The sequence below is a fragment of the Pseudomonas spelaei genome (assembly GCF_009724245.1).
In the GTDB taxonomy this organism is placed as follows: Bacteria; Pseudomonadota; Gammaproteobacteria; order Pseudomonadales; family Pseudomonadaceae; genus Aquipseudomonas; species Aquipseudomonas spelaei.
Genome location: NZ_WNNK01000005.1, coordinates 1 through 18,599 on the forward strand (window position 1 = coordinate 1; position 18,599 = coordinate 18,599).

The window sequence follows — 18,599 nt, forward strand, 5'->3', positions numbered from 1 at the left end:
GCTGCGCACCGAACCAAAGAACATCGACATGCGTTGGTCCACCACGATCAGCGCCGGACGATCGCGCTCTTCGGTAAAGGTGCGCACCACCGGTTTGCCGGTGCGCAGGGACGCACGCCAGTCGAGGTGGCGCAAGTCGTCACCGGGCTGGTAGCGCCGCAGCTCGTCGAAATTCAAACCACGCCCCCGCAGCCGCGAGGCATGGTTACCGGCGAGGAGGCTGCCCTGGGGCTGGCGCGCGACAAAACTCAGGTCCCGCGCCTGGAATTGCAGGGCCATCAACTGCCCTAAAGACACATAGACCAGCCCGTCAGTGTTCATGCCGGGATCGCCACGGTGTCCAGCAGACGGTCCAGCACCTGATCGGCGCTGACGCCATCGGCCACCGCGTCATAGCTCAGTTGCAGGCGGTGACGCAGCACCGGATGAGCCACTGCCCGCACGTTATCCGGGGTCACGAAGGCCTGGCCTTGCAGCCAGGCGTCGGCACGCGCGCAGCGGTCCAGGCCGATGCCGCCACGGGGGCTGGCGCCCAGGCTGATCCAGCGGGCGAGGTCAGGGTCATAGTCGGCGGGGTGGCGGGTGGCGTTGATCAGGTCGATCAGGTAGCGGTCGATGGTCGGTGACACCTGGATCGCGCTGACTTCGTGACGGGCGGCGAAGATCACCTCTTGCGCCAGGGTAAAACCCTGTACCGCGTGGGCGGCCACGGCCTGTTCTTCTTCGCGCAGCAGGCGCAGTACCTGGCTTTCATTGTCGGCGCTGGGGTAGTCCAGCAGTACTTTCATGAGGAACCGGTCCATCTGCGCTTCCGGTAATGGATAGGTGCCTTCCTGCTCGATGGGGTTCTGGGTGGCGACCACGATAAACAGTTCGGGCAAAGGATGGCTGGCGCCGGCCACGGTGATTTGCCGTTCTTCCATGGCTTCCAGCAAGGCGGCCTGGACCTTGGCCGGGGCACGGTTGATTTCATCGGCGAGGATCAAATTGCCGAACAGTGGGCCGGGTTGGAAGCGGATCTGGTTGTGGCCGTCCACCTGATGCAGCACCTCGGCGCCGGTGATGTCTGAGGGCAGCAGGTCCGGAGTGAATTGGATACGGCTCATCTTCGCGTCCAGGTGCCGGGCCAGGGCCTTGACCGTGCGGGTCTTGGCCAGGCCGGGCAGGCTTTCCAGCAGCAGGTGGCCGTTGGCGAGCAAGCCCAGCAGGATCTGCCGGATCACCCGGTCCTGGCCCAGCACGCTTTCGGCGATGCTGGCTTGCAGGGCGTTTAAATCGTTGAGCGCGGTCATGGCAATCGTCCTTGAATCGAGGGGTCACCAGGGCGCGGTGACCACGATGTATTGCACCGAACTGCCGACGTATTGCGGCTGATACCAGGTTGGCCCGCAGTGTTGATAGGCCACGCCGTTGGCGATCACCGAGACGCAATTCACGGGCACCGTAGTGACCCGGGTGCCGATGGCCAGCACCGTAGCGGTGGTCGCGCCGATGACGGCGGCGGTGGCCCACGGGTGATACCAGTCATCCGGGTGCGGAGGCGGTGGTGGAGGTGGCGGCGGTGGCATCGGGTAAGGATGCGGCCCTGGTCCTGGTGGTACCGGATAGGGATGTGGCTCAGGCCTTGGATAGGGTTGAGGCCCAGGTTGTGGATAGGGATGCGGACCCGGTTGGGGATGCGGTTCCGGGTGAGGTTGAGGCGGCATAGGCCTTGGCGCGGGCGTTGGATGCGGCATCGGCTGGACCGGGTGCATCCCGCCACCGCCATGGGGCACCACGAAGGTCCGGGCACCGCCACCGCCGCGCAGTTGCCAGGCCTGGGCGGCCAGCGGGTCGAACAACGTCAGCAGCAAACTTGCGGTGAGGACCGCCGCCGTGCCTTTCATGGCTGGTCTCCCTTGGGCTCCAACTGTTGCAAGGGCACCGAACGGGCGCCGGCCGGAGGGGTAAATTCGAAGTCCCTGCTGTTCACCAGAGGGTTGAGCACCCACTGATAGTTGACGCTGTGCCGAGGTTGTTCGGGCGTGTCGCGGCGGCTGATGACTAATCGGCACGGCAGGGGCTGCGGGCCCTGGCGAACCCACAGTTGCCAGTCGATATCCGGTTGGCGATAAGCGTAATGCGTGCAGGCCTGGCCTTCGATAAGGTCGCTGCCGATCATCACGGCGTTGCTGATGCCCACGTCCTTGGCGGTGCCGGGTGCCCAGCGAAACAGATCGGCCAAGGGCAGTTCGATGCCGTAGCGTTCGCTCAATTGGTCGAGTAACTGGCCGATGTTCGAGGGTGCCGCCTGATTGGCGAAGTAACCGCTGCGGCTGTCATAGAGGGTGAAAACTTTGCCGTTGTAGAACAGGCTGCGGCGTGAGCCGTCGGTTTCGACCGAGACTTGCAGTTTGTCGGGCTGTACCGCCAGCAAGTGGGTCTGGTGGCTGAATTCAACGACCTGGCCATTGTCCAGCACCTGGTCGGTCTGGCTGCTGGCATTGATGCGAAATTGCTGCAGGGTTCGCAGGTAGCTGCCCATTTGTTCCAGGGCGGAGAGGGCCTTGGGGTCGATTTCTTCGGCCCAGGCGCAGTTGGCGCTCAGTAACAGGCTGATCAGCAACACGCGGGTACGATGAATACGGGACATGGCGCACTCCGTTCAATCCATGAAGGTCAAGCTCACCAGACGTACTGAAGACGCAGGGTCCAGGTGGTCACATCGGGCGAACCACGCCGTTCAGAGACCGTGTCGGTATAGGCAAGCAAGCCACCGAACTGTGGTGACAGCATGAAGCCGAGGCTGGCGCCCAGCAGCGCGTTTTCCTGCTTGTTGTCTTGCCAGTCGCCGTCGATCTTGCTTTCTCCGCCCCGGCTGTAGGTGCCGTCGAGAGAAGCCCAGAGGGCGCGGTTGATGGTGTAGCTGTAATGGCCCTCGATGGCGTACAGCGGCTTTTGTTCCAGCTTGCTGTTGCCGTGGTAATCCTTGTTGTCGCCGAACAGCGAGACCCAGGTATTGATCTCCAGCCAGGTTGGGCCGATGGGCGTGCCAAAACCCAGTTCCGGTTTGAACACCCAGCGGTTGGAGCCGATGTTGATGATGCGGTCCTTGTCGTAGTCGCCGGTTGGCAGGGTTACCCAGAGGGCACCAGTGAGGAAGGTTTCGGGTTTCCAGCTGGCAAACTCCTCGGCCGTCAACGCGGGGCCACCGAAGATGTTATGGGCGAATACCACCTGCGCGTCGCCCATGCCGCCATTGCGCTTGGTGCCATTGAAAAATTGGGCGTTATCGAAGGAGGCCGAGACGTCGGCGTAGGGCTGGATAAACTGGATGGCGCTGTTGCGGCCATCGATGCTGAAGGAGCGGGCGTAACGGAACAGGTAGAGATCGGCATTCAACGATAAACCGTTGATGGGCAGCGTGGTGTCGATGGGGGTGTTGGTGTCGATCCGATTGTAGTAACCGAACACCATGTTCAGGTTGGTCGGGGTATTTTGCCAATCCCTGGCGTTGTCGGCGTAACTGATCCCTGGCACCAGCGCCAGCGTTGCAGCGGTGAGCGCACTTAGTCGTGTACGTGAAACCATGGCTTTACTCCTTGTATAGGCCTGATGTCAGGGGTTTACGTGTCTGGTCTCAGCCTGTTGTGACCGGACACGGGGTGTTACTTGAGCGGTGTCAGCGGTGGCAGCTTCCACTGGCCGTTACCCACCTCAGGCTTTGGCAGGTAGATACGCAAAATGGCGTAGAACGGGCCGGGTGGCGCGGGCAGCCAGTTGCTTTGTTCCGCTTTTGGTGGCTCGTGGTGTTGCAGGGCCAAGGTCAGGCCGCCGTCGGCATCGAGCTTGAGTTTGGGCAACATCCGCGAGTTGATCAGGTAGCGCTTCTTGTGGTTGGGCACCAGCAACTTGGTCTTGCCGTCGTACATGGTCAGGGACCAGAACGCGTCGGCCGGCGGCAACTGGTCCTTGGCGAAGTGCAAGGTGTAGCTGTGCCGGGCACCGTTGACGGGTTTGCCTTCGCTGTCGACGAAATAGCTCATGTACGCCGCTTCATCGCTGGAGTTGCCAAAGATGCCCATGTTGGCGCCGGCGTAGCGGTACAGGTAATTGTTTTGCAGGTGGTCACGGCTGCCGAACAGGTCGCCACTGCTGACTTGATGGGTGTCGACCTTGTCCTTCTTGAAGGCGGCAAACTCGGCCTTGCCGTCGGCGATCCCGTCTTCCAGCGCTTTGCGTTGCTCGGCGGTCAGCGCCTTGAGGTCAAACGGCTTGCCCGCTTCGATGCCAATGGTGGCAAAACGTGCGAGCAGGTCTTTTTCACTGTCTTGCGGGGCGGCGAAGGCCAGCATGAAGTTCAGGTAGCGGAACAGCTGCGGGCTGTCGCTCATATGGGGTGCGGGTTTTGGCCAGATGATTTTCGACGCCTTGACGGCGGGCTGGTTCACATAACGGCTCAGGCGCTCCACCTTGTAGCCGGCCTGGATCTGCTTGACCTTGCCCAGGTCCTTGTCATCGAACAACTGGGTGCGAAACAGCGCATAGGCAATGTTGCTTTCGCTGCGCACCACGCGATCGATATTGGCCGGTTGCTGACCTTTCCAGTCAGGTCCGGTAATCATGTAGTGCCCACCGTTGTTGCCGGTGCTGCGGGTGCCCAGGTAGCCGAAGTTTTGCGTGTAGAGGTCGACCAACTGTACCGAGTAATAACGGTCTTCCTCGATTTTCGGCAGGGTCAGTACCACCGGTTCAGCTCGAAGATCCAGCCAGACGAAGGAGTAGGGCGTGTCTGAATTGGGGGTGACGAACGCTGTATCCTTGGGGGTGAAGACCTGAGCGGTGTTGCCGATGTGGTTGAACGGCGCCTTGAAGTTCGGGCCGCCCTTGTCCACCGCCTGGGTGTAGAGGGTCTTGTACATTTCCACCACCGGGAAGCCATACAGGTAGGCATCCTTGGCAATGGCCCTGGCGTCACTGGGCGTGGCCGTGAAGTCGGCCCAGGCGCCGGTGCTCATGAGAATCGAGAGGCTCGCCAACAGCAGGCGCGTCGGTTTTCTGATCATGTTGTTGCGTCTCTATTAGGGAGCTGGGGTGATGACGTCGAGTTTCCAGCTTTTATCGAAGTAGGCCTCGGTGGGAGCATACAGTCGGAAATAGCTGAACCAGTGTTTGCCCGGCAGAGTTTGCACCCAGTTGCTCTCGAAGTCTTTTGGCGCGTGCGGTCCGAAGTAAAGATCGATGGATCCATCGGGATTTTTCTTCAAATCCTGACGTGAAGACAGGTCGGCCTTGCGCTGTGGATTGTCGATCAGGCAGCGGCTTTCGATGTCATACACGGTCAGCGACCAGAACTGCCTGGCGGGCGGGTTGGCCCCCACGTGCAGCGTGTAGTTCTGGCCACCGTCCAGCCACTGGCCTTTGTGGTCGGTGTAGGCGCCGAGGTAGGTCTGACCCAGCCCTGGCGTTTTCGAGACCATGCCCTTGGTGTTGGTCACCGCTTCGTAGAACCAGGCGCTGCGCTCCCACAACTGGTCGTAATAGGTCACGCGCTGGGACGGTTCGGCGATGTTCAGGACGGTGTCCCATTGACGGTCAGGCCAGTACTGGGCCTGAGGGAAGCGTTTGGCAAAGGCGTTGGCCTTGGCAATCAACTCGCCCATTTGTGCGCCTTGCTCCAGGGCCTGGCGCTGGTGCTCGTTGGGGTTGAAGGGTTTGTCCTTCTCGATACCCAGGCTGGCAAGCATCGCCATGTAGAAACGGTCGCGTTCGTTGACCGGCTCCTTCTGGATAATCCCGTGCAGTCGCTCCCAGTAAGCAATGCCACGCGGGTGGGTGCCCGACCAGGGCTTGCCACCGGGCGAGAGCAATCGGGTTTTGCCGGGGTTGGCGCGCTGGGCGTAGGGATACATCCTGAACTGCTCGACCAGGGCTTTGCCCTTGGCCGGATCAGGGTCGAGGACACGAAAGCCCACCAGCACGTTCATGGTTTCGGACTTGGCTAGGTAATACTGGCCAGCATCGGCAGGCGGCTTATGGCCTGGGGGCAGTACCAGGTACTTGCCACCCTTGCCTTGGTCAGGGCCGGTCTGGCCCATGTCAATGATTGCCCGCTGCCAGAAGTCACCAATGCCGCCAGCGGTAGGGCCCGGCGGCAATTCGATCACCAGTGGGCCGGTCTCATTAAGGTCGACGAAACCCAGGATATACGGCGTGGTGGCATTGGCGGTGATCACGCCGAGCTTGTCTTCGTAGCTGTTGAGCACCATCAGGTCACCGCTGCGGGCGCCCAGTTTGGTGCTGAACTCATCCTGCCACTGGGCGTAGGACACCAATGGCAAGGCCCAGAGGAAACTTTGGGTGGCTTGTTGAAAATCCAGCTCGCCATACAGCTTGGCGATCTCGCTATGGGCCGGTAGTTCACCGTCCATGGTGATCGGGCCGATGCGGGTCTCGAGGGTTTGTGCGTGCAGGCCATAACTGATGGCCAGGGCGAGCAGGCTCAAACCGGCGTTACGAATCAACAGGTGCATAGCCATATCCCTATTTCCCGAAGGTCACGTTAAGGCCCGCAAACAGGGTGAACTGGGGCAGCCCGTCACCTTTACGCGCGACGGTCCATTGGGGTTCGACGTAGGCGTTGAGAATATTGCTGCCGGTCTTCCAGGCCTTGCCCATCCCGAAACCGATGGGGATGTAATGGGTGTCGTTTTTCAGGTCGAAGGTCCAGGTGCCGGTGGAACGCAGGTACCAGCCTTTGGGCAGGTTATGGATGAGGAAGGGCTGGAAGGTGGCGCTTTCGACGCGGGCCCGGTCACTGTCACCGGCAAATGAGCTTTGGTACTGCACCAGTGCCCCGAGCAGGCCACGGGGAGAGGCGTCGATAGCCACTGCCGCCAGGCCCGCCTGCCACTTGCCCGTTCCCAGCTCATCGTGCTCGGCGGTGGGCGCTGTGATTTGCGGGCCGATGCCCAATTGCACGCCTTCGGTCTTGAGCAGGAAAATGTCGAACAGGTTCAGGTCGCCGATGCCAGTGCTGTAGCCGCTGCGGGGGGCGGGTCGGGTACTGAGGGGCAGGGTGGCGCGCAACAGTTGGGGAACACCCATAACGTCCGACGGCGCAATGGGCAGTGTGCCGCGCAGCAATACGTCATTGGTATGGGCATTGGTGTTGTACAGCCTGGGGGTGTAGTAGTCCTGCAGGTTGGCACCCGGCGCAAGGTTGAGCGGGTTGTTGCTCTTGTTCGCGGTGTCGGCGTTATCGGCCTGGGCAGAAAACGCGGGCAACAGTAGGGCGGCCAACATAAATGCTGGAGTGCACGATGAGGTGAACATGATAATTCCCCTGTTCCGTGGTCACTGACCCGATAGCGCCTTTTTCTAAAGGCTGTCAGTTTGTCCATATTTGAAGATCATGCAGGACATGTCGATTTAAGCTAGCAGCAAAATCCAGACTCGCTAGTCATGCGAATGAATTAGTTGCTTTGTGCGGGGGAAGTCACGGTTTTGTTGAAGGATGTCACCGTGATGGCAACCTTGGGAGAAAGGAGGTCAGTGGTTCGCCAGCATCGCTTTGACTTTATCGCGTAACTGGTCGATGGAAAACGGCTTGCCAATTATCTGCATGCCTGGGGGAAGCTCAATGTTCTCGGCATAACCACTGGCAAACAGGATCGGTAAGGCGGGGCGCAGTTTCCGGGCTTCTTGCGCCAGCTCCTTGCCGTTCATGCCGGGCAGGCCCCAGTCGGTCATCATCAGGTCGATCACTTGATTGGCGTTTTCGATATTTTGCAGGGCTTGTGTGGCGTCTGCCGCTTCAAGCACCTTGAACGCCAGTTCTTCGAGGACATCAACGATCAGCATGCGCACGATGGCATCGTCTTCGACTACAAGGATGGTGGCGGCGGTGGACATGGTGAGGGTTCCCAAGAAATGAGGGTACAAGTCGTTGAAGGATCATCCTCTCGCGAGTCAGGTCGATCGCGACAAGTTCCCGAAACAGGGCAGGCATTGTGACGATAATGAGCACAAATGTCCCGTTCAATATGGGGTGTTTGTATCAGGCAGGGCGCAGTAATAGAAAGTGCGGACAGCTCTGGTATGTGGCCGTCCCAGCCGAGTTCAATAATGGATCAAGGCTGGGGTTATTCACAGGACCGCCGGTTAAATCAAGGTAGTGTAGCCATAGCCAAGTTCGCGACGGCGAATTCGTCTACGCCATCTGCAACTATGTCGCCAGTATGAAACTCACTTATATGGTACTCACGGGCTCCAGTTTGAGATTTAGATGTTTTTTGCGAGGCGGCAATTCCCCCACTATTTAACGTTTTTTCCAGGCCTTCTTGCATGGACCTCAACGTTTCAAACTCTACGAATCCTGAGTCAGGGTCGTAGAAAAACCATTCGGTTTTACCGTTTTCGACTTTTATACCTGCTAGCATTGCATGATCTTCACTGGCAATTCTAATTGTTTTTGACGTGGGAGAGTTTGTCAAATCGTCAATGATCTCCTGGTAGTCAACTTTTTTTGGGGTCTTCCCCATATGAAAAGTATGAGTCCTACCTACGATGTCCTGAAAGTCTCTCAAGTCCTGGTTGAACTTGATTGCTTGGGGAGAGGCGAGATCAGCAGCTCTGTAAAAATTTTTCATGAGTTGCTTTTCCTTTCCATATTGAATAGCGAGTGCCATGGTATTGACCAATCCGGCGCATTCGCCTTTTGAGGTGATGTCAACGTGGGCGAGGTAATAAGTTTGCGAGACAGGTGTCACCTTAACGCCTGGCGCTTGTACGTCGTTCATCAGGAGATAAGAATGATATTTGGCATCCTCGATTTGACTCTGCTTTATCGCCTTTGACAGAGTACCGATTTCTTCTGGCGATCTATTTGGCTTTGAGGCGAGTTTCTTTAGTTCGTCAGTTGAGATGTTGGGGTAATAATCTGGAAGGCTTTCCAAACTTCCATTTATATAACCGCGATTATAGTCGCGAATCTTTTCCGGGGTTTGCGCATTAATCACGTTCTCGTAGAGTTTAGCGTGGATCCTTTCGTACTGCCCCCCTGCAGCGATGGCGTGAGTCCGACTACCACGTATAGGCGTAAAGTCCTTGATTGGGGGGCCATATGGCTGATTCGTGATCGGATTGTAGTGATACCAATTGTCATTCCGGAGTATGGCCACCCCCTCGATGTTGCGCCCCGCAGACTGGAAGGAGCCTATGAGTGCTGGCCCATGTTCTTTGCTGGCTGCTTTCAACAGGTCATAATTACCCGATGCGCCACGGGCGTTGTTGATAGTGTCGGACACTAGTGATAGGCCAGCACGGCCAACGGAGCGCACGCCCCTTGCGGTGGTCTTTGCGCCGCTGATCATGGCTCGTCCTGCACCCACCAGCAAATCCCCGAGCCCTCCCGCCGGGTTGAACGCGTTGATGGTGCCCACACCAATGATTTTTGCCACTTTCGCGGCTTTGACGGCCGTACTGGCGGCGGTGGCCCCAACTTTTGCGACTTTTGCTGCTGTTGCTGCGCCGGCGGTCAAGAAGCCCAGGACGTCCATTACCAAGTCTGTTGCGCCGTCCAGGTAGTTGCCGTTCTGGAAGTTGACAATGGCTGACCGGAGCGGCACCAGGTTCAGAAAAAAGTCCGCGACGGCCCATTCGTGTTCTTTCTGTTTGTCGAATGTGCTGGCCCCCTTGGCGTGTTTCACCACGTCTTTGCTGTCGATATCAAGATGTTCGACAAACACATCGGCGATGGATTGTGTTCGCGTTGAGGAGAAGCTTGAGGGTGTGGTAGAAGCGCCGTCTTGCGGTGTCTGGTTCAGGGCTGCTTCGTTGGTGTTGGTTGGGGTGAACGGTTCTATTTTTTCTTCTTTGTTGGCCTCTCGCTCCCTTTTCCTCGTTAGCTCACGGCCTGGAACCGTACTGATCTCTCCTTTCTGGATGTCAATTTTATAAACGGTTTCTCCATTAACGCCGGTGGCTTTCACTAATAGAGTGTTGTCTTTGTCGTGGAGTGTCTTGGACGTAAAGTTCATGCCTAGCGCGTAGGTCTTCTTCTGGAAAAACTCAAGTTTGCCGTGCTCCAGGTTTTGCCTGTCGGTCAATGGAAGCTGGGCAATAAGGTGTTTGATGGTCGTGCCGATGCCCTTTTGGCGTGCTTGGATCGCCTGCGCGAACTGATGGTTGAACGCCTTGTTCACCTCGAGTTTGAGGGGCGCATTTATCGCTTCAAGTGGAATCCGGCTGTCGGTGGTTTTCCATTTGGTATCACCCAGCTCCATCATGGCGATATCGAGCATCGAATGAAGGCCGGCGGGCCGTCTATGGGGGTTGTAGAGTGGCTCGGCGTAGGGGGTGCCAGGCTCATCAAGGCGCAAGAGTTTTTCTTCAAACGGTACAGTCTCTCCAAACTGTTGTTTAAGTTTGGCCAGTGCGATTTCTTTTCGGCTGGGGGTCGGTGTGTCCAGTAATCCCGAGGCAATCATCCGTTCACTTTGTTGTTGATTGAAGAGGGTCCTTACCGTCTCCAGTTGAGTGGGGGTGTAGGTGTCGTCCCCGCTCTTGGCCATAACCCCACTGGCTATCGCCCAGTCCACCAGGGCTGCTTTTTGCGCAGACTCGGGTGCAGTTGCACCGGATCCATCAACGGCCTTCATGATCTGGGCGAAGGTCATATTGGCGGCCGTTCCGGGGGCTTCAGCTTCTACTTTGGCGACCGCGATGCTGAAGTTGGCCCAGGCTTGGCTGCCGTAAACGACGGAGGCGGGAATGTCCCTGACTAGAAGCTCGGGCGCGGCCCGTACCAGCAGCAGGTGGGTGGCTAGCTTGGCCGTCGCGTTTGTCGCTTTGCCTTCGCTGACCAGATGGCAGCCCAAACTATTGATGATAAATGAAGCCGGCTTGCCCCAGTGTTGTTCCTTTGCCAGGTCAAAGCCGGCGACGCTATTTCTGCGGGGCTCAAGTATGGCGCTGTGATTGAGGCCAAGGTTGATGGCTGCCAGTACATAGTCATTGACGCTGGTAGCGGTGGGAATGCCGCTCAATTGAGTCTGGATAGCTTGCCCCAGGGCCTGGGCTGCGGGGGAGACGACAAGTTTTTCCAGCGCTTTGGCAGGGTCCTGCAGTTCGGCGGTGGCCAAGGGGGGATCAATGGCATTCAACAGATAGCCCAGCGCACCTTTGCGTACATCCGCCAATGGGAGGCCCGGCAAGTCGGCCGTATTCTTGTCCACGAGGGTACCAATCCTGCTCTGGTCTTCGACACTCAACGGGATTGGCCAGGACAGGCCACCACCAAAATTGCCCAGAGGATGTTGCAGCGCTCTCTGGGCCACGGCATCAGCCAGGTAAATGAGGTGGTTACGGGTTTTTGGCAGGGCGAGTCCCTTCTCGGTGATGAACGCTTCAAGGCTGGCCGTTGGCTTGCTTGCTTGCGAGGATTGCAGGGGGTAGCTGGAGACGGGATGAATATCCATTTGTTGGCTTTTCAGAGCCGCCAATACGGCATTTTTATCGGCGTTTTCTGGCAGGGCTTGGGCGACGGTGTTCAGTGCTTGCGCCAGGTTGTGCCAATTACCTTGGTCCCCGAGTGCCTGTTGCAGGGCCTGGGCACCCTTGAAGGGCGAAGGGAGCGTCACGGCGGGGGTGTTGACGGGCGTCGGTTGAGCAGGTGAATCAGGGGTTTGCGTGGGGATTGCCTGAAGATCAGTGGCGGAAGTCAGGTGTAAGCTATTGACTGCATTCATCACGGATTACCTGTTTGAGTGTGCTGGAAAACGCCGTCCTGAAGGAGCTTCCATGTACCCGAGGCGTCTTGTTGGGTGTTCAAAACAGATAGCAACGTTCCACTTGGTGCAGCCTGCACTTGTCAGGCTTTATGTAGATGACACGATGTAACCAAGCGCTTTGAGGGAAGGTGGAGGTTTTGTCCTTGAAAGACGTCAGAAACATAGCCCTGACCCTCAACTTTGGGGCAAACTCGCGGTTTTTCCGTATTCGGCCAAGGCATGCCCATGACTCCCGCTTCGTCAGTCGATGAGAACAGTTTCCGCAAACTCCTGAGCCGCAACGTGGCGTTGCCGCTGGGGGTTGGGGTACTCAGCGCGGTGTTTTTTGTGTGCCTGATTACCTACCTGTTGTCGGTGATCCAGTGGGTGGAGCACACAGACCGGGTGATCAATAACCTCAATGAAACTTCAAAACTGACGGTTGACCTGGAAACCGGTATGCGCGGCTTCTTGATCACGGGTGATGAGCATTTTCTCGACCCCTACGAAGTGGCCAAGCCCCGGATCATTTCCGACTTGCGCGGTTTGCAGGCGTTGGTCGCGGATAACCCTCAGCAGGTGGATCGACTCAAACGCCTGGAGTCGCTGCAGGTCGAGTGGAACAACTACGCCCAGTCGATGATTGATCTGCAACGTGAGAACGGTGACTACCGCAGCGCTGTGAAGGCAGGTCGTGGCAAGCGCCTGACGGACGAGATTCGCAAGGAGTACGACGAAGCCATTGCGATGGAACAGCAGTTTCGAATCAACCGTAATGAGGATGTTACCCGCAGCACCGTGTTGAGCGTGACGCTTTACCTAGTGTTTGTACTCGGCCTGAGTGGTTTTCTAGCCTATGCAGGAAGAAAGAATCTATTAATACTTTCAGGCAGTTACAGTGCAACCCTCGCGTCACAAATAAAAATTGCAAAGCGCTTGGAGCAGCAAGCCTGGTTGCGTAACGGTCAGACCGAACTGGCTGAACAGGTTCTGGGCCAACTGACGGTGAACCTGCTGGGGCGCAACATCCTGCAGTTCTTTGCCCAATACATGGGGTCGGTGGTTGCTGCGCTGTATGTGCGCGAAGAGCACGGCGGCCTCAAACGCGTGGCTGCGTACGGCTTCTCCCGTGAGCAGGAGCAGCAGGAACAATCTATTTATAACGACGAAGGGATTGTTGGCCAGGCCGCCCAGCAGCAACGCTTGATTCGCCTGGATGATGTGCCGGTGGAGTATTTCAAGGTCAGTTCGGGCCTGGGCGATGGTGCACCGCGCAGCGTACTGGTGGTGCCCACCAGCAACGATGACCGGGTCAACGGAGTGATTGAGCTGGGCTTCTTGCGCTCGCTGGATGAGCGAGATGTCGAGTTGATGGAGCTGATCGCCGGCAATATCGGCACCTCCATCGAAGCGGCGCGCTATCGCCAGCGCCTGCAGGAAGTGCTGGCCGAGACCCAACAGCTCAATGAAGAGCTGCAAGTGCAGCAGGAAGAACTCAAGACCGCTAACGAGGAACTGGAAGAGCAGTCGCGCATCCTCAAGGAGTCCCAGGCTCACCTGGAAACCCAGCAGGCGGAGCTTGAGCAAACCAACGAGCAACTGGCTGAACAGACCCAGATCCTGGCCGACCAGCGCGACGCCATGGACCGCAAGAACGTTGAACTCAATCGCGTGCAGGTCGAGCTGGAGGACCGTGCGGACGAATTGCAGCGTTCCAGCAAATACAAGTCCGAGTTCCTTGCCAACATGTCCCACGAACTGCGCACACCGCTCAACAGCTCACTGATCCTGGCCAAGTTGCTGTCGGAGAACTCCGAGGAGAACCTCAGTGCCGAACAGGTCAAGTTTGCCGAATCGATCTATTCGGCGGGCAACGATTTGCTCAACCTGATCAACGACATTCTGGACATTGCCAAGGTCGAGGCCGGCAAGCTGGAAATGCGCCCGGAGAACACCAGTGTGGCGCGGCTCGCGGATGGCTTGCGCGGGATGTTCGAACCGTTGGCCGCAGACCGCAAACTGGGGTTCCAGGTGGAGGTGCAGGAAGGTGCTCCGCTGATGCTGTTTACCGACCGTCAGCGCCTGGAGCAAATCCTCAAGAACCTGCTGTCCAACGCGGTCAAGTTCACTGAAAAGGGTCAAGTCAGCCTGACCGTTTCCCGCCAGCCGGGGGAGGGTATCACCTTTACCGTGCGCGATTCCGGGATCGGTATTGCCCAGGACCAGCAGGAAAGTATCTTCGAAGCCTTCCGCCAGGCCGATGGCACCACCAACCGCCGTTATGGCGGCACAGGCCTGGGGCTCTCGATTTCCCGGGACCTTGCGACATTGCTGGGGGGCTACATCAGCGTCACCAGTGAGCCTGGCCAGGGCAGTATCTTCACGTTGGTGTTGCCGGAGCAGTATGTCGAACGTGACGAAGACGCTCCTGCGATAGAGCACGCTCGGACGGTGGTTGTCACCCCGGCGCCTGCAGTGCCGATCAAGGTTTCACCACTGCCGATGGCCGACGAAACACTGATTCCGCGTTTTGCCGACGACCGCGAAAAAGCGCCGTTTGCCACTCGCTGCATCCTGGTGGTGGAGGATGAGCCGAATTTTGCACGCATCCTCTTCGATCTGGCCCATGAACTGGGTTACCAGTGTTTGGTGGCCCATGGCGCGGACGAGGGCTACAGCCTGGCCGAACAGTACCTGCCCGACGCGATCCTGCTGGATATGCGCCTGCCGGACCACTCCGGACTGACCGTGCTGCAACGCCTCAAGGAACACGCCGAAACCCGGCATATCCCGGTGCATGTGATTTCCGTGGAAGACCGCGTCGAAGCCGCCATGCACATGGGCGCTATTGGTTATGCGGTTAAACCCACCACCCGCGAAGAGCTCAAGGATGTGTTTGCACGTCTGGAGGCCAAGTTGACACAGAAGGTCAAACGAATCCTGTTGGTGGAGGACGATGACCTGCAGCGCGACAGCATTGCCCGCCTGATCGGCGATGATGACATCGAAATCACTGCGGTTGGCTTTGCCCAGGAGGCTCTGGATCTGCTGCGCAGCACGGTGTATGACTGCATGATCATCGACCTTAAACTGCCGGACATGCTTGGCAACGAATTACTCAAGCGCATGGCCACCGAGGACATCTGTTCGTTCCCACCGGTGATTATCTACACCGGGCGCAACCTGACCCGGGATGAAGAGGCTGAACTGCGCAAGTATTCGCGCTCCATCATTATCAAGGGCGCCCGCTCACCTGAACGGTTGCTGGACGAAGTGACGTTATTTCTGCACAAAGTCGAATCCGGGTTGTCCCAAGAGCGCCAGAAGATGCTCAAGACCGCCCGCAGCCGCGATAAAGTCTTCGAGGGGCGCAAGGTGCTGCTGGTGGACGACGATGTACGCAACATCTTTGCCCTCACCAGTGCCCTGGAACACAAGGGGGCGATTGTGGTCATTGGCCGTAACGGCCGTGAGGCGATCGAGAAACTCAATGAAGTCGACGACATCGACCTGGTGCTGATGGACGTGATGATGCCGGAGATGGACGGCTACGAGGCCACAGCCCTGATCCGCCAAAACCCGCGCTGGCGCAAACTGCCGATCATTGCGGTGACGGCCAAGGCCATGAAGGACGATCAGGAGCGCTGCCTGGCGGCGGGTTCCAACGATTACCTGGCCAAGCCCATTGACCTGGATCGCCTGTTCTCGTTGATCCGTGTGTGGTTGCCGAAGATGGAACGCATTTAAGTGGAAATACGCTAAGTGGATCGAAGTACTGATATTGAACTGCGTTTATTGATTGAGGCGATTTACCTCAAGTACAGCTATGACTTTCGTGACTACTCCGGGGCCTCGGTCAAGCGCCGCGTGGCGCATGCCTTGCGCCAGTTCGACTGCAAGACCATCTCGGCCTTGCAGGAGCGAGTGCTGCACGATCCCACGGCGTTCATGCAGTTGTTGCAGTTCCTGACCATCCCGGTCAGCGAGATGTTTCGCGATCCTTCGCACTTCCTGGCCATTCGCCAGGAAGTGGTGCCGCTGCTCAAGACCTATCCGTCGATCAAGATCTGGATCGCTGGCTGCAGCACGGGGGAGGAGGTGTATTCCATGGCCATTCTGCTGAGGGAGGAGGGTTTGCTGGAGCGCACCATCATCTATGCCACTGACATCAACCCAAGCTCCCTGGAAAAGGCCAAGCAGGGGATCTTCTCCCTGGAGAATGTCCGCGCCTACACCCATAACTACCAAAAGGCCGGCGGGCAACGTTCGTTTGCCGACTACTACACCGCAGCATACGATTACGCGATATTCGACAAGACCCTGCGGGAAAACGTGACGTTTGCCGACCACAGCCTCGCAACCGACAGTGTCTTTTCAGAAACTCAATTAATTTCATGTCGCAACGTATTGATTTACTTTAATAAAAAATTACAAGACAGAGCATTTGGATTGTTTCATGAGTCGCTGTGCCATCGCGGCTTCCTGGTGTTGGGCAGTAAGGAAACCCTGGATTTCTCCGCCTACAGCAAGCAGTTCGAACCCTTGGTCAAGCAAGAACGGATCTACCGAAAATCATGAATGAAGCTGCTGCCAGACCGGTGGTTGTACCCGGTATCGAAGCCATTGTCGTTGGCGCATCCGCGGGTGGGGTCGAGGCGTTGCTGAGCATTTATGGCCGGCTGCCTCAGGGTTTCGGCCTGCCGATCATCACCGTATTGCACCTGCCGGACGAGCACCGCAGTCAGTTGGCGGAGGTCTTTGCCCGGCGGGTATCGATGCCCGTGGTGGAGGCGCGGGACAAGGAGGCAATCGAGGCCGGCACTCTGTATTTTGCCGGTCCTGGTTACCACTTGTCGGTGGAGCACGACCGTAGCCTGTCGTTGAGTCAGGAGGAGCGCGTGCATCACTCCCGGCCCGCCATTGATTATCTGTTTGAGTCGGCCGCCGACGCCTACGGCCCACACCTGCTGGCGATCCTGCTGACCGGCGCGAATCAGGATGGCGCGCGCGGCCTGGCTCACGTCAAGCAACGCGGCGGTACCACCGTGGTCCAGGACCCTTTGCAGGCGCGGGTAGATGTCATGCCCCGGGCCGCCCTGGCACTGCACACACCTGACCATATTCTCACCTTGAGCCACATTGGCGATTTGCTGGCTTCCCTGGAATCTTCCTCATGTTAAGTAATATCCAGGCCAAACTGTTGATCGTTGACGATCTGCCGGAAAACCTGCTGGCCCTGGAGGCCTTGATCAAACGCGAGGACCGCCAGGTCTACAAGGCCCTGAGTGCTGACGAGGCCTTGTCGCTGTTGCTGGAGCACGAGTTCGCCATGGCGATTCTCGACGTGCAAATGCCCGGCATGAACGGTTTTGAACTGGCCGAGCTGATGCGCGGCACTGACAAGACCAAGAACATCCCTATTGTGTTTGTCAGCGCCGCCGGCCGTGAGCTCAACTATGCGTTCAAGGGCTACGAGAGCGGAGCGGTGGACTTCCTGCACAAGCCGCTGGATATCCATGCGGTCAAGAGCAAGGTCAATGTGTTCGTCGACCTGTACCGCCAGAGCAAGGCCATGAAGCTGCAGGTCGAGGCCCTGGAACAGAGTCGTCGCGAGCAGGAGCTGTTGCTGACGCGCCTGCAAGCAACCCAGGCGCAATTGGAGCAAGCGGTACGCATGCGCGATGACTTCATGTCGATCGTTGCCCACGAGGTGCGCACCCCCCTCAACGGTCTCATCCTGGAAACCCAATTGCGCAAGATGCACCTGGCCCGGGATAACGCCGCAGCCTTTACCCTGGACAAGATGCACGCCATGGTCGATCGCGATGAGCGACAGATCCAGAGCCTGATCCGCCTGATCGAAGACATGCTCGACGTGTCGCGAATCCGCACCGGCAAGTTGTCGATTCGTCCGGGGCATTTCGACCTGGTGCAGTTGGTACGCCAGTTGCTGGAGAATTTTGCTCCGCAAGTGGCCGCGGCCGAGTCCTCGGTGCAGTTGGATGCGCCGCAACCGGTGGAAGGCAGTTGGGATGAGTTCCGTATCGAACAGGTGGTGTCCAACTTGTTGACCAACGCCCTGCGCTACGGAGCCAAGAGCCCGGTGGACGTGCGGGTGTATGCTGAACACGGCGAGGCTCGGGTCGAGGTGCAGGACCGCGGGATTGGCATCAGCGAAGACAACCAGAAGCGGATTTTTCAGCAGTTCGAGCGGGTGTCGGCCAACCATGCGGTGGCGGGCCTGGGCTTGGGACTGTTTATCTCCGAGCAGATCGTCGCGGCCCATGGTGGGACGATTGAGGTCGAGAGTCGGATAGGCGAGGGCGCGTTGTTCCGTGTGTGCCTGCCCCTTGGGGGCGAGGTTTGAACACTAAGACAGATCCGACGCAACCTCTGCGTGACCCGATGGTCGTATCAGCAGCAATTGACCGGACAAAGGCTTCCCATGAGTGAAGATGCACAAGATGTGGTACTGATCGTTGAGGATGACGAGTCGATTATGTTCGTATTGGGCGAATACCTGTCAGGCCTGGGGTATCGTGTGCTGAAGGCAATTGATGGCGAGCAGGCCTTTGAAATCCTCGCCAGCAAGCCGCACCTCGACTTGATGATTACCGACTACCGTTTGCCTGGCGGGATTTCCGGGGTGCAGATTGCCGAACCGGCGGTCAAGCTGCGGCCGGAGTTGAAGGTGATTTTTATCAGTGGCTATCCGCAGGAGATTCTGGACTGCAACAGCCCGATTACCCGTGATGCGCCGATCCTGGCCAAGCCGTTTGATCTGGATACGTTGCAGGAGCATATTCAGCGGTTGTTGGCTTGAGACTGGCGGCGCCTAACAGCTAGGGC

15 protein-coding genes are annotated in these 18,599 nt (G+C 58.0%); 5 read left to right on the top strand and 10 right to left on the bottom strand.

What is annotated here, in order from left to right:
• The 10 genes from GNF76_RS07475 to GNF76_RS07520 all read right to left on the bottom strand — a co-directional run.
• The coding region (locus GNF76_RS07475; RefSeq protein WP_155582541.1) for a DUF58 domain-containing protein at window positions 1–321 on the bottom strand (321 nt) is incomplete at its 3' end.
• Window positions 318–1,292 (bottom strand): AAA family ATPase, encoded by a 975-nt coding sequence (locus GNF76_RS07480; protein WP_155582542.1) that lies wholly within the window; start codon window positions 1,290–1,292, stop codon window positions 318–320. The genes GNF76_RS07480 and GNF76_RS07475, both read right to left, overlap by 4 nt.
• A gap of 24 nt (window positions 1,293–1,316) precedes the next feature.
• Complete coding sequence (locus GNF76_RS07485) at window positions 1,317–1,886, bottom strand: hypothetical protein (RefSeq protein WP_155582543.1); 570 nt, start codon at window positions 1,884–1,886, stop codon at window positions 1,317–1,319.
• Window positions 1,883–2,632 carry a DUF2092 domain-containing protein gene (locus GNF76_RS07490; protein ID WP_155582544.1) on the bottom strand — a complete coding sequence of 250 codons (750 nt, stop codon included), beginning with the start codon at window positions 2,630–2,632 and terminating at the stop codon, window positions 1,883–1,885. Before GNF76_RS07490 ends, GNF76_RS07485 begins: the two co-directional genes overlap by 4 nt.
• 32 nt (window positions 2,633–2,664) lie before the next feature.
• The gene (locus GNF76_RS07495; protein ID WP_155582545.1) at window positions 2,665–3,570 is read right to left on the bottom strand and encodes a transporter; all 906 of its coding nucleotides are present in this window, start codon (window positions 3,568–3,570) and stop codon (window positions 2,665–2,667) included.
• A gap of 77 nt (window positions 3,571–3,647) precedes the next feature.
• Window positions 3,648–5,045, bottom strand: coding sequence for a DUF1254 domain-containing protein (locus tag GNF76_RS07500; protein ID WP_155582546.1), 1,398 nt, complete (start codon window positions 5,043–5,045; stop codon window positions 3,648–3,650).
• A 15-nt stretch (window positions 5,046–5,060) separates the two neighbouring features.
• Entirely contained in the window at window positions 5,061–6,512 is a 1,452-nt protein-coding gene (locus GNF76_RS07505; RefSeq protein WP_155582757.1) for a DUF1254 domain-containing protein, read from the bottom strand.
• Between the two features lie 10 nt (window positions 6,513–6,522).
• Window positions 6,523–7,284 carry a hypothetical protein gene (locus GNF76_RS07510; RefSeq protein ID WP_178123236.1) on the bottom strand — a complete coding sequence of 254 codons (762 nt, stop codon included), beginning with the start codon at window positions 7,282–7,284 and terminating at the stop codon, window positions 6,523–6,525.
• 246 nt (window positions 7,285–7,530) lie between these two features.
• A complete protein-coding gene (locus GNF76_RS07515; RefSeq protein ID WP_155582548.1) occupies window positions 7,531–7,893 on the bottom strand; it encodes a response regulator in 363 nt (120 codons plus the stop codon).
• Window positions 7,894–8,147: 254 nt separating this feature from the next.
• On the bottom strand, window positions 8,148–11,729 hold the full coding sequence (locus tag GNF76_RS07520) for a hypothetical protein (RefSeq protein WP_155582549.1): 3,582 nt from the start codon (window positions 11,727–11,729) through the stop codon (window positions 8,148–8,150).
• 267 nt (window positions 11,730–11,996) lie between these two features.
• Here GNF76_RS07520 and GNF76_RS07525 point away from each other — a divergent pair, with 267 nt between their 5' ends.
• From GNF76_RS07525 to GNF76_RS07545, 5 genes are all read left to right on the top strand, one after another.
• Window positions 11,997–15,497: a response regulator gene (locus tag GNF76_RS07525; protein ID WP_155582550.1), complete on the top strand. Its 3,501-nt coding sequence runs from the start codon at window positions 11,997–11,999 to the stop codon at window positions 15,495–15,497.
• Between the two features lie 15 nt (window positions 15,498–15,512).
• Entirely contained in the window at window positions 15,513–16,328 is an 816-nt protein-coding gene (locus GNF76_RS07530) for a CheR family methyltransferase (protein WP_178123221.1), read from the top strand.
• Complete coding sequence (locus tag GNF76_RS07535) at window positions 16,325–16,930, top strand: chemotaxis protein CheB (protein ID WP_155582551.1); 606 nt, start codon at window positions 16,325–16,327, stop codon at window positions 16,928–16,930. Before GNF76_RS07530 ends, GNF76_RS07535 begins: the two co-directional genes overlap by 4 nt.
• On the top strand, window positions 16,924–18,117 hold the full coding sequence (locus tag GNF76_RS07540) for a hybrid sensor histidine kinase/response regulator (protein ID WP_155582552.1): 1,194 nt from the start codon (window positions 16,924–16,926) through the stop codon (window positions 18,115–18,117). The genes GNF76_RS07535 and GNF76_RS07540 overlap by 7 nt, the downstream gene beginning before the upstream one ends.
• 78 nt (window positions 18,118–18,195) lie before the next feature.
• Entirely contained in the window at window positions 18,196–18,573 is a 378-nt protein-coding gene (locus tag GNF76_RS07545; protein ID WP_155582553.1) for a response regulator, read from the top strand.
• The last annotated feature ends 26 nt before the right edge of the window (window positions 18,574–18,599 follow it).

What these genes read in the sequence shown, in the direction of transcription:
- GNF76_RS07480 (WP_155582542.1), bottom strand. Translation starts at nt 1,292, where the DNA reads ATGACCGCGCTCAACGATTTAAACGCCCTGCAAGCCAGCATCGCCGAA.
- GNF76_RS07485 (WP_155582543.1), bottom strand. Translation starts at nt 1,886, where the DNA reads ATGAAAGGCACGGCGGCGGTCCTCACCGCAAGTTTGCTGCTGACGTTG.
- GNF76_RS07490 (WP_155582544.1), bottom strand. Translation starts at nt 2,632, where the DNA reads ATGTCCCGTATTCATCGTACCCGCGTGTTGCTGATCAGCCTGTTACTG.
- GNF76_RS07495 (WP_155582545.1), bottom strand. Translation starts at nt 3,570, where the DNA reads ATGGTTTCACGTACACGACTAAGTGCGCTCACCGCTGCAACGCTGGCG.
- GNF76_RS07500 (WP_155582546.1), bottom strand. Translation starts at nt 5,045, where the DNA reads ATGATCAGAAAACCGACGCGCCTGCTGTTGGCGAGCCTCTCGATTCTC.
- GNF76_RS07505 (WP_155582757.1), bottom strand. Translation starts at nt 6,512, where the DNA reads ATGCACCTGTTGATTCGTAACGCCGGTTTGAGCCTGCTCGCCCTGGCC.
- GNF76_RS07510 (WP_178123236.1), bottom strand. Translation starts at nt 7,284, where the DNA reads ATGTTGGCCGCCCTACTGTTGCCCGCGTTTTCTGCCCAGGCCGATAAC.
- GNF76_RS07515 (WP_155582548.1), bottom strand. Translation starts at nt 7,893, where the DNA reads ATGTCCACCGCCGCCACCATCCTTGTAGTCGAAGACGATGCCATCGTG.
- GNF76_RS07520 (WP_155582549.1), bottom strand. Translation starts at nt 11,729, where the DNA reads ATGAATGCAGTCAATAGCTTACACCTGACTTCCGCCACTGATCTTCAG.
- GNF76_RS07525 (WP_155582550.1), top strand. Translation starts at nt 11,997, where the DNA reads ATGACTCCCGCTTCGTCAGTCGATGAGAACAGTTTCCGCAAACTCCTG.
- GNF76_RS07535 (WP_155582551.1), top strand. Translation starts at nt 16,325, where the DNA reads ATGAATGAAGCTGCTGCCAGACCGGTGGTTGTACCCGGTATCGAAGCC.
- GNF76_RS07540 (WP_155582552.1), top strand. Translation starts at nt 16,924, where the DNA reads ATGTTAAGTAATATCCAGGCCAAACTGTTGATCGTTGACGATCTGCCG.
- GNF76_RS07545 (WP_155582553.1), top strand. Translation starts at nt 18,196, where the DNA reads ATGAGTGAAGATGCACAAGATGTGGTACTGATCGTTGAGGATGACGAG.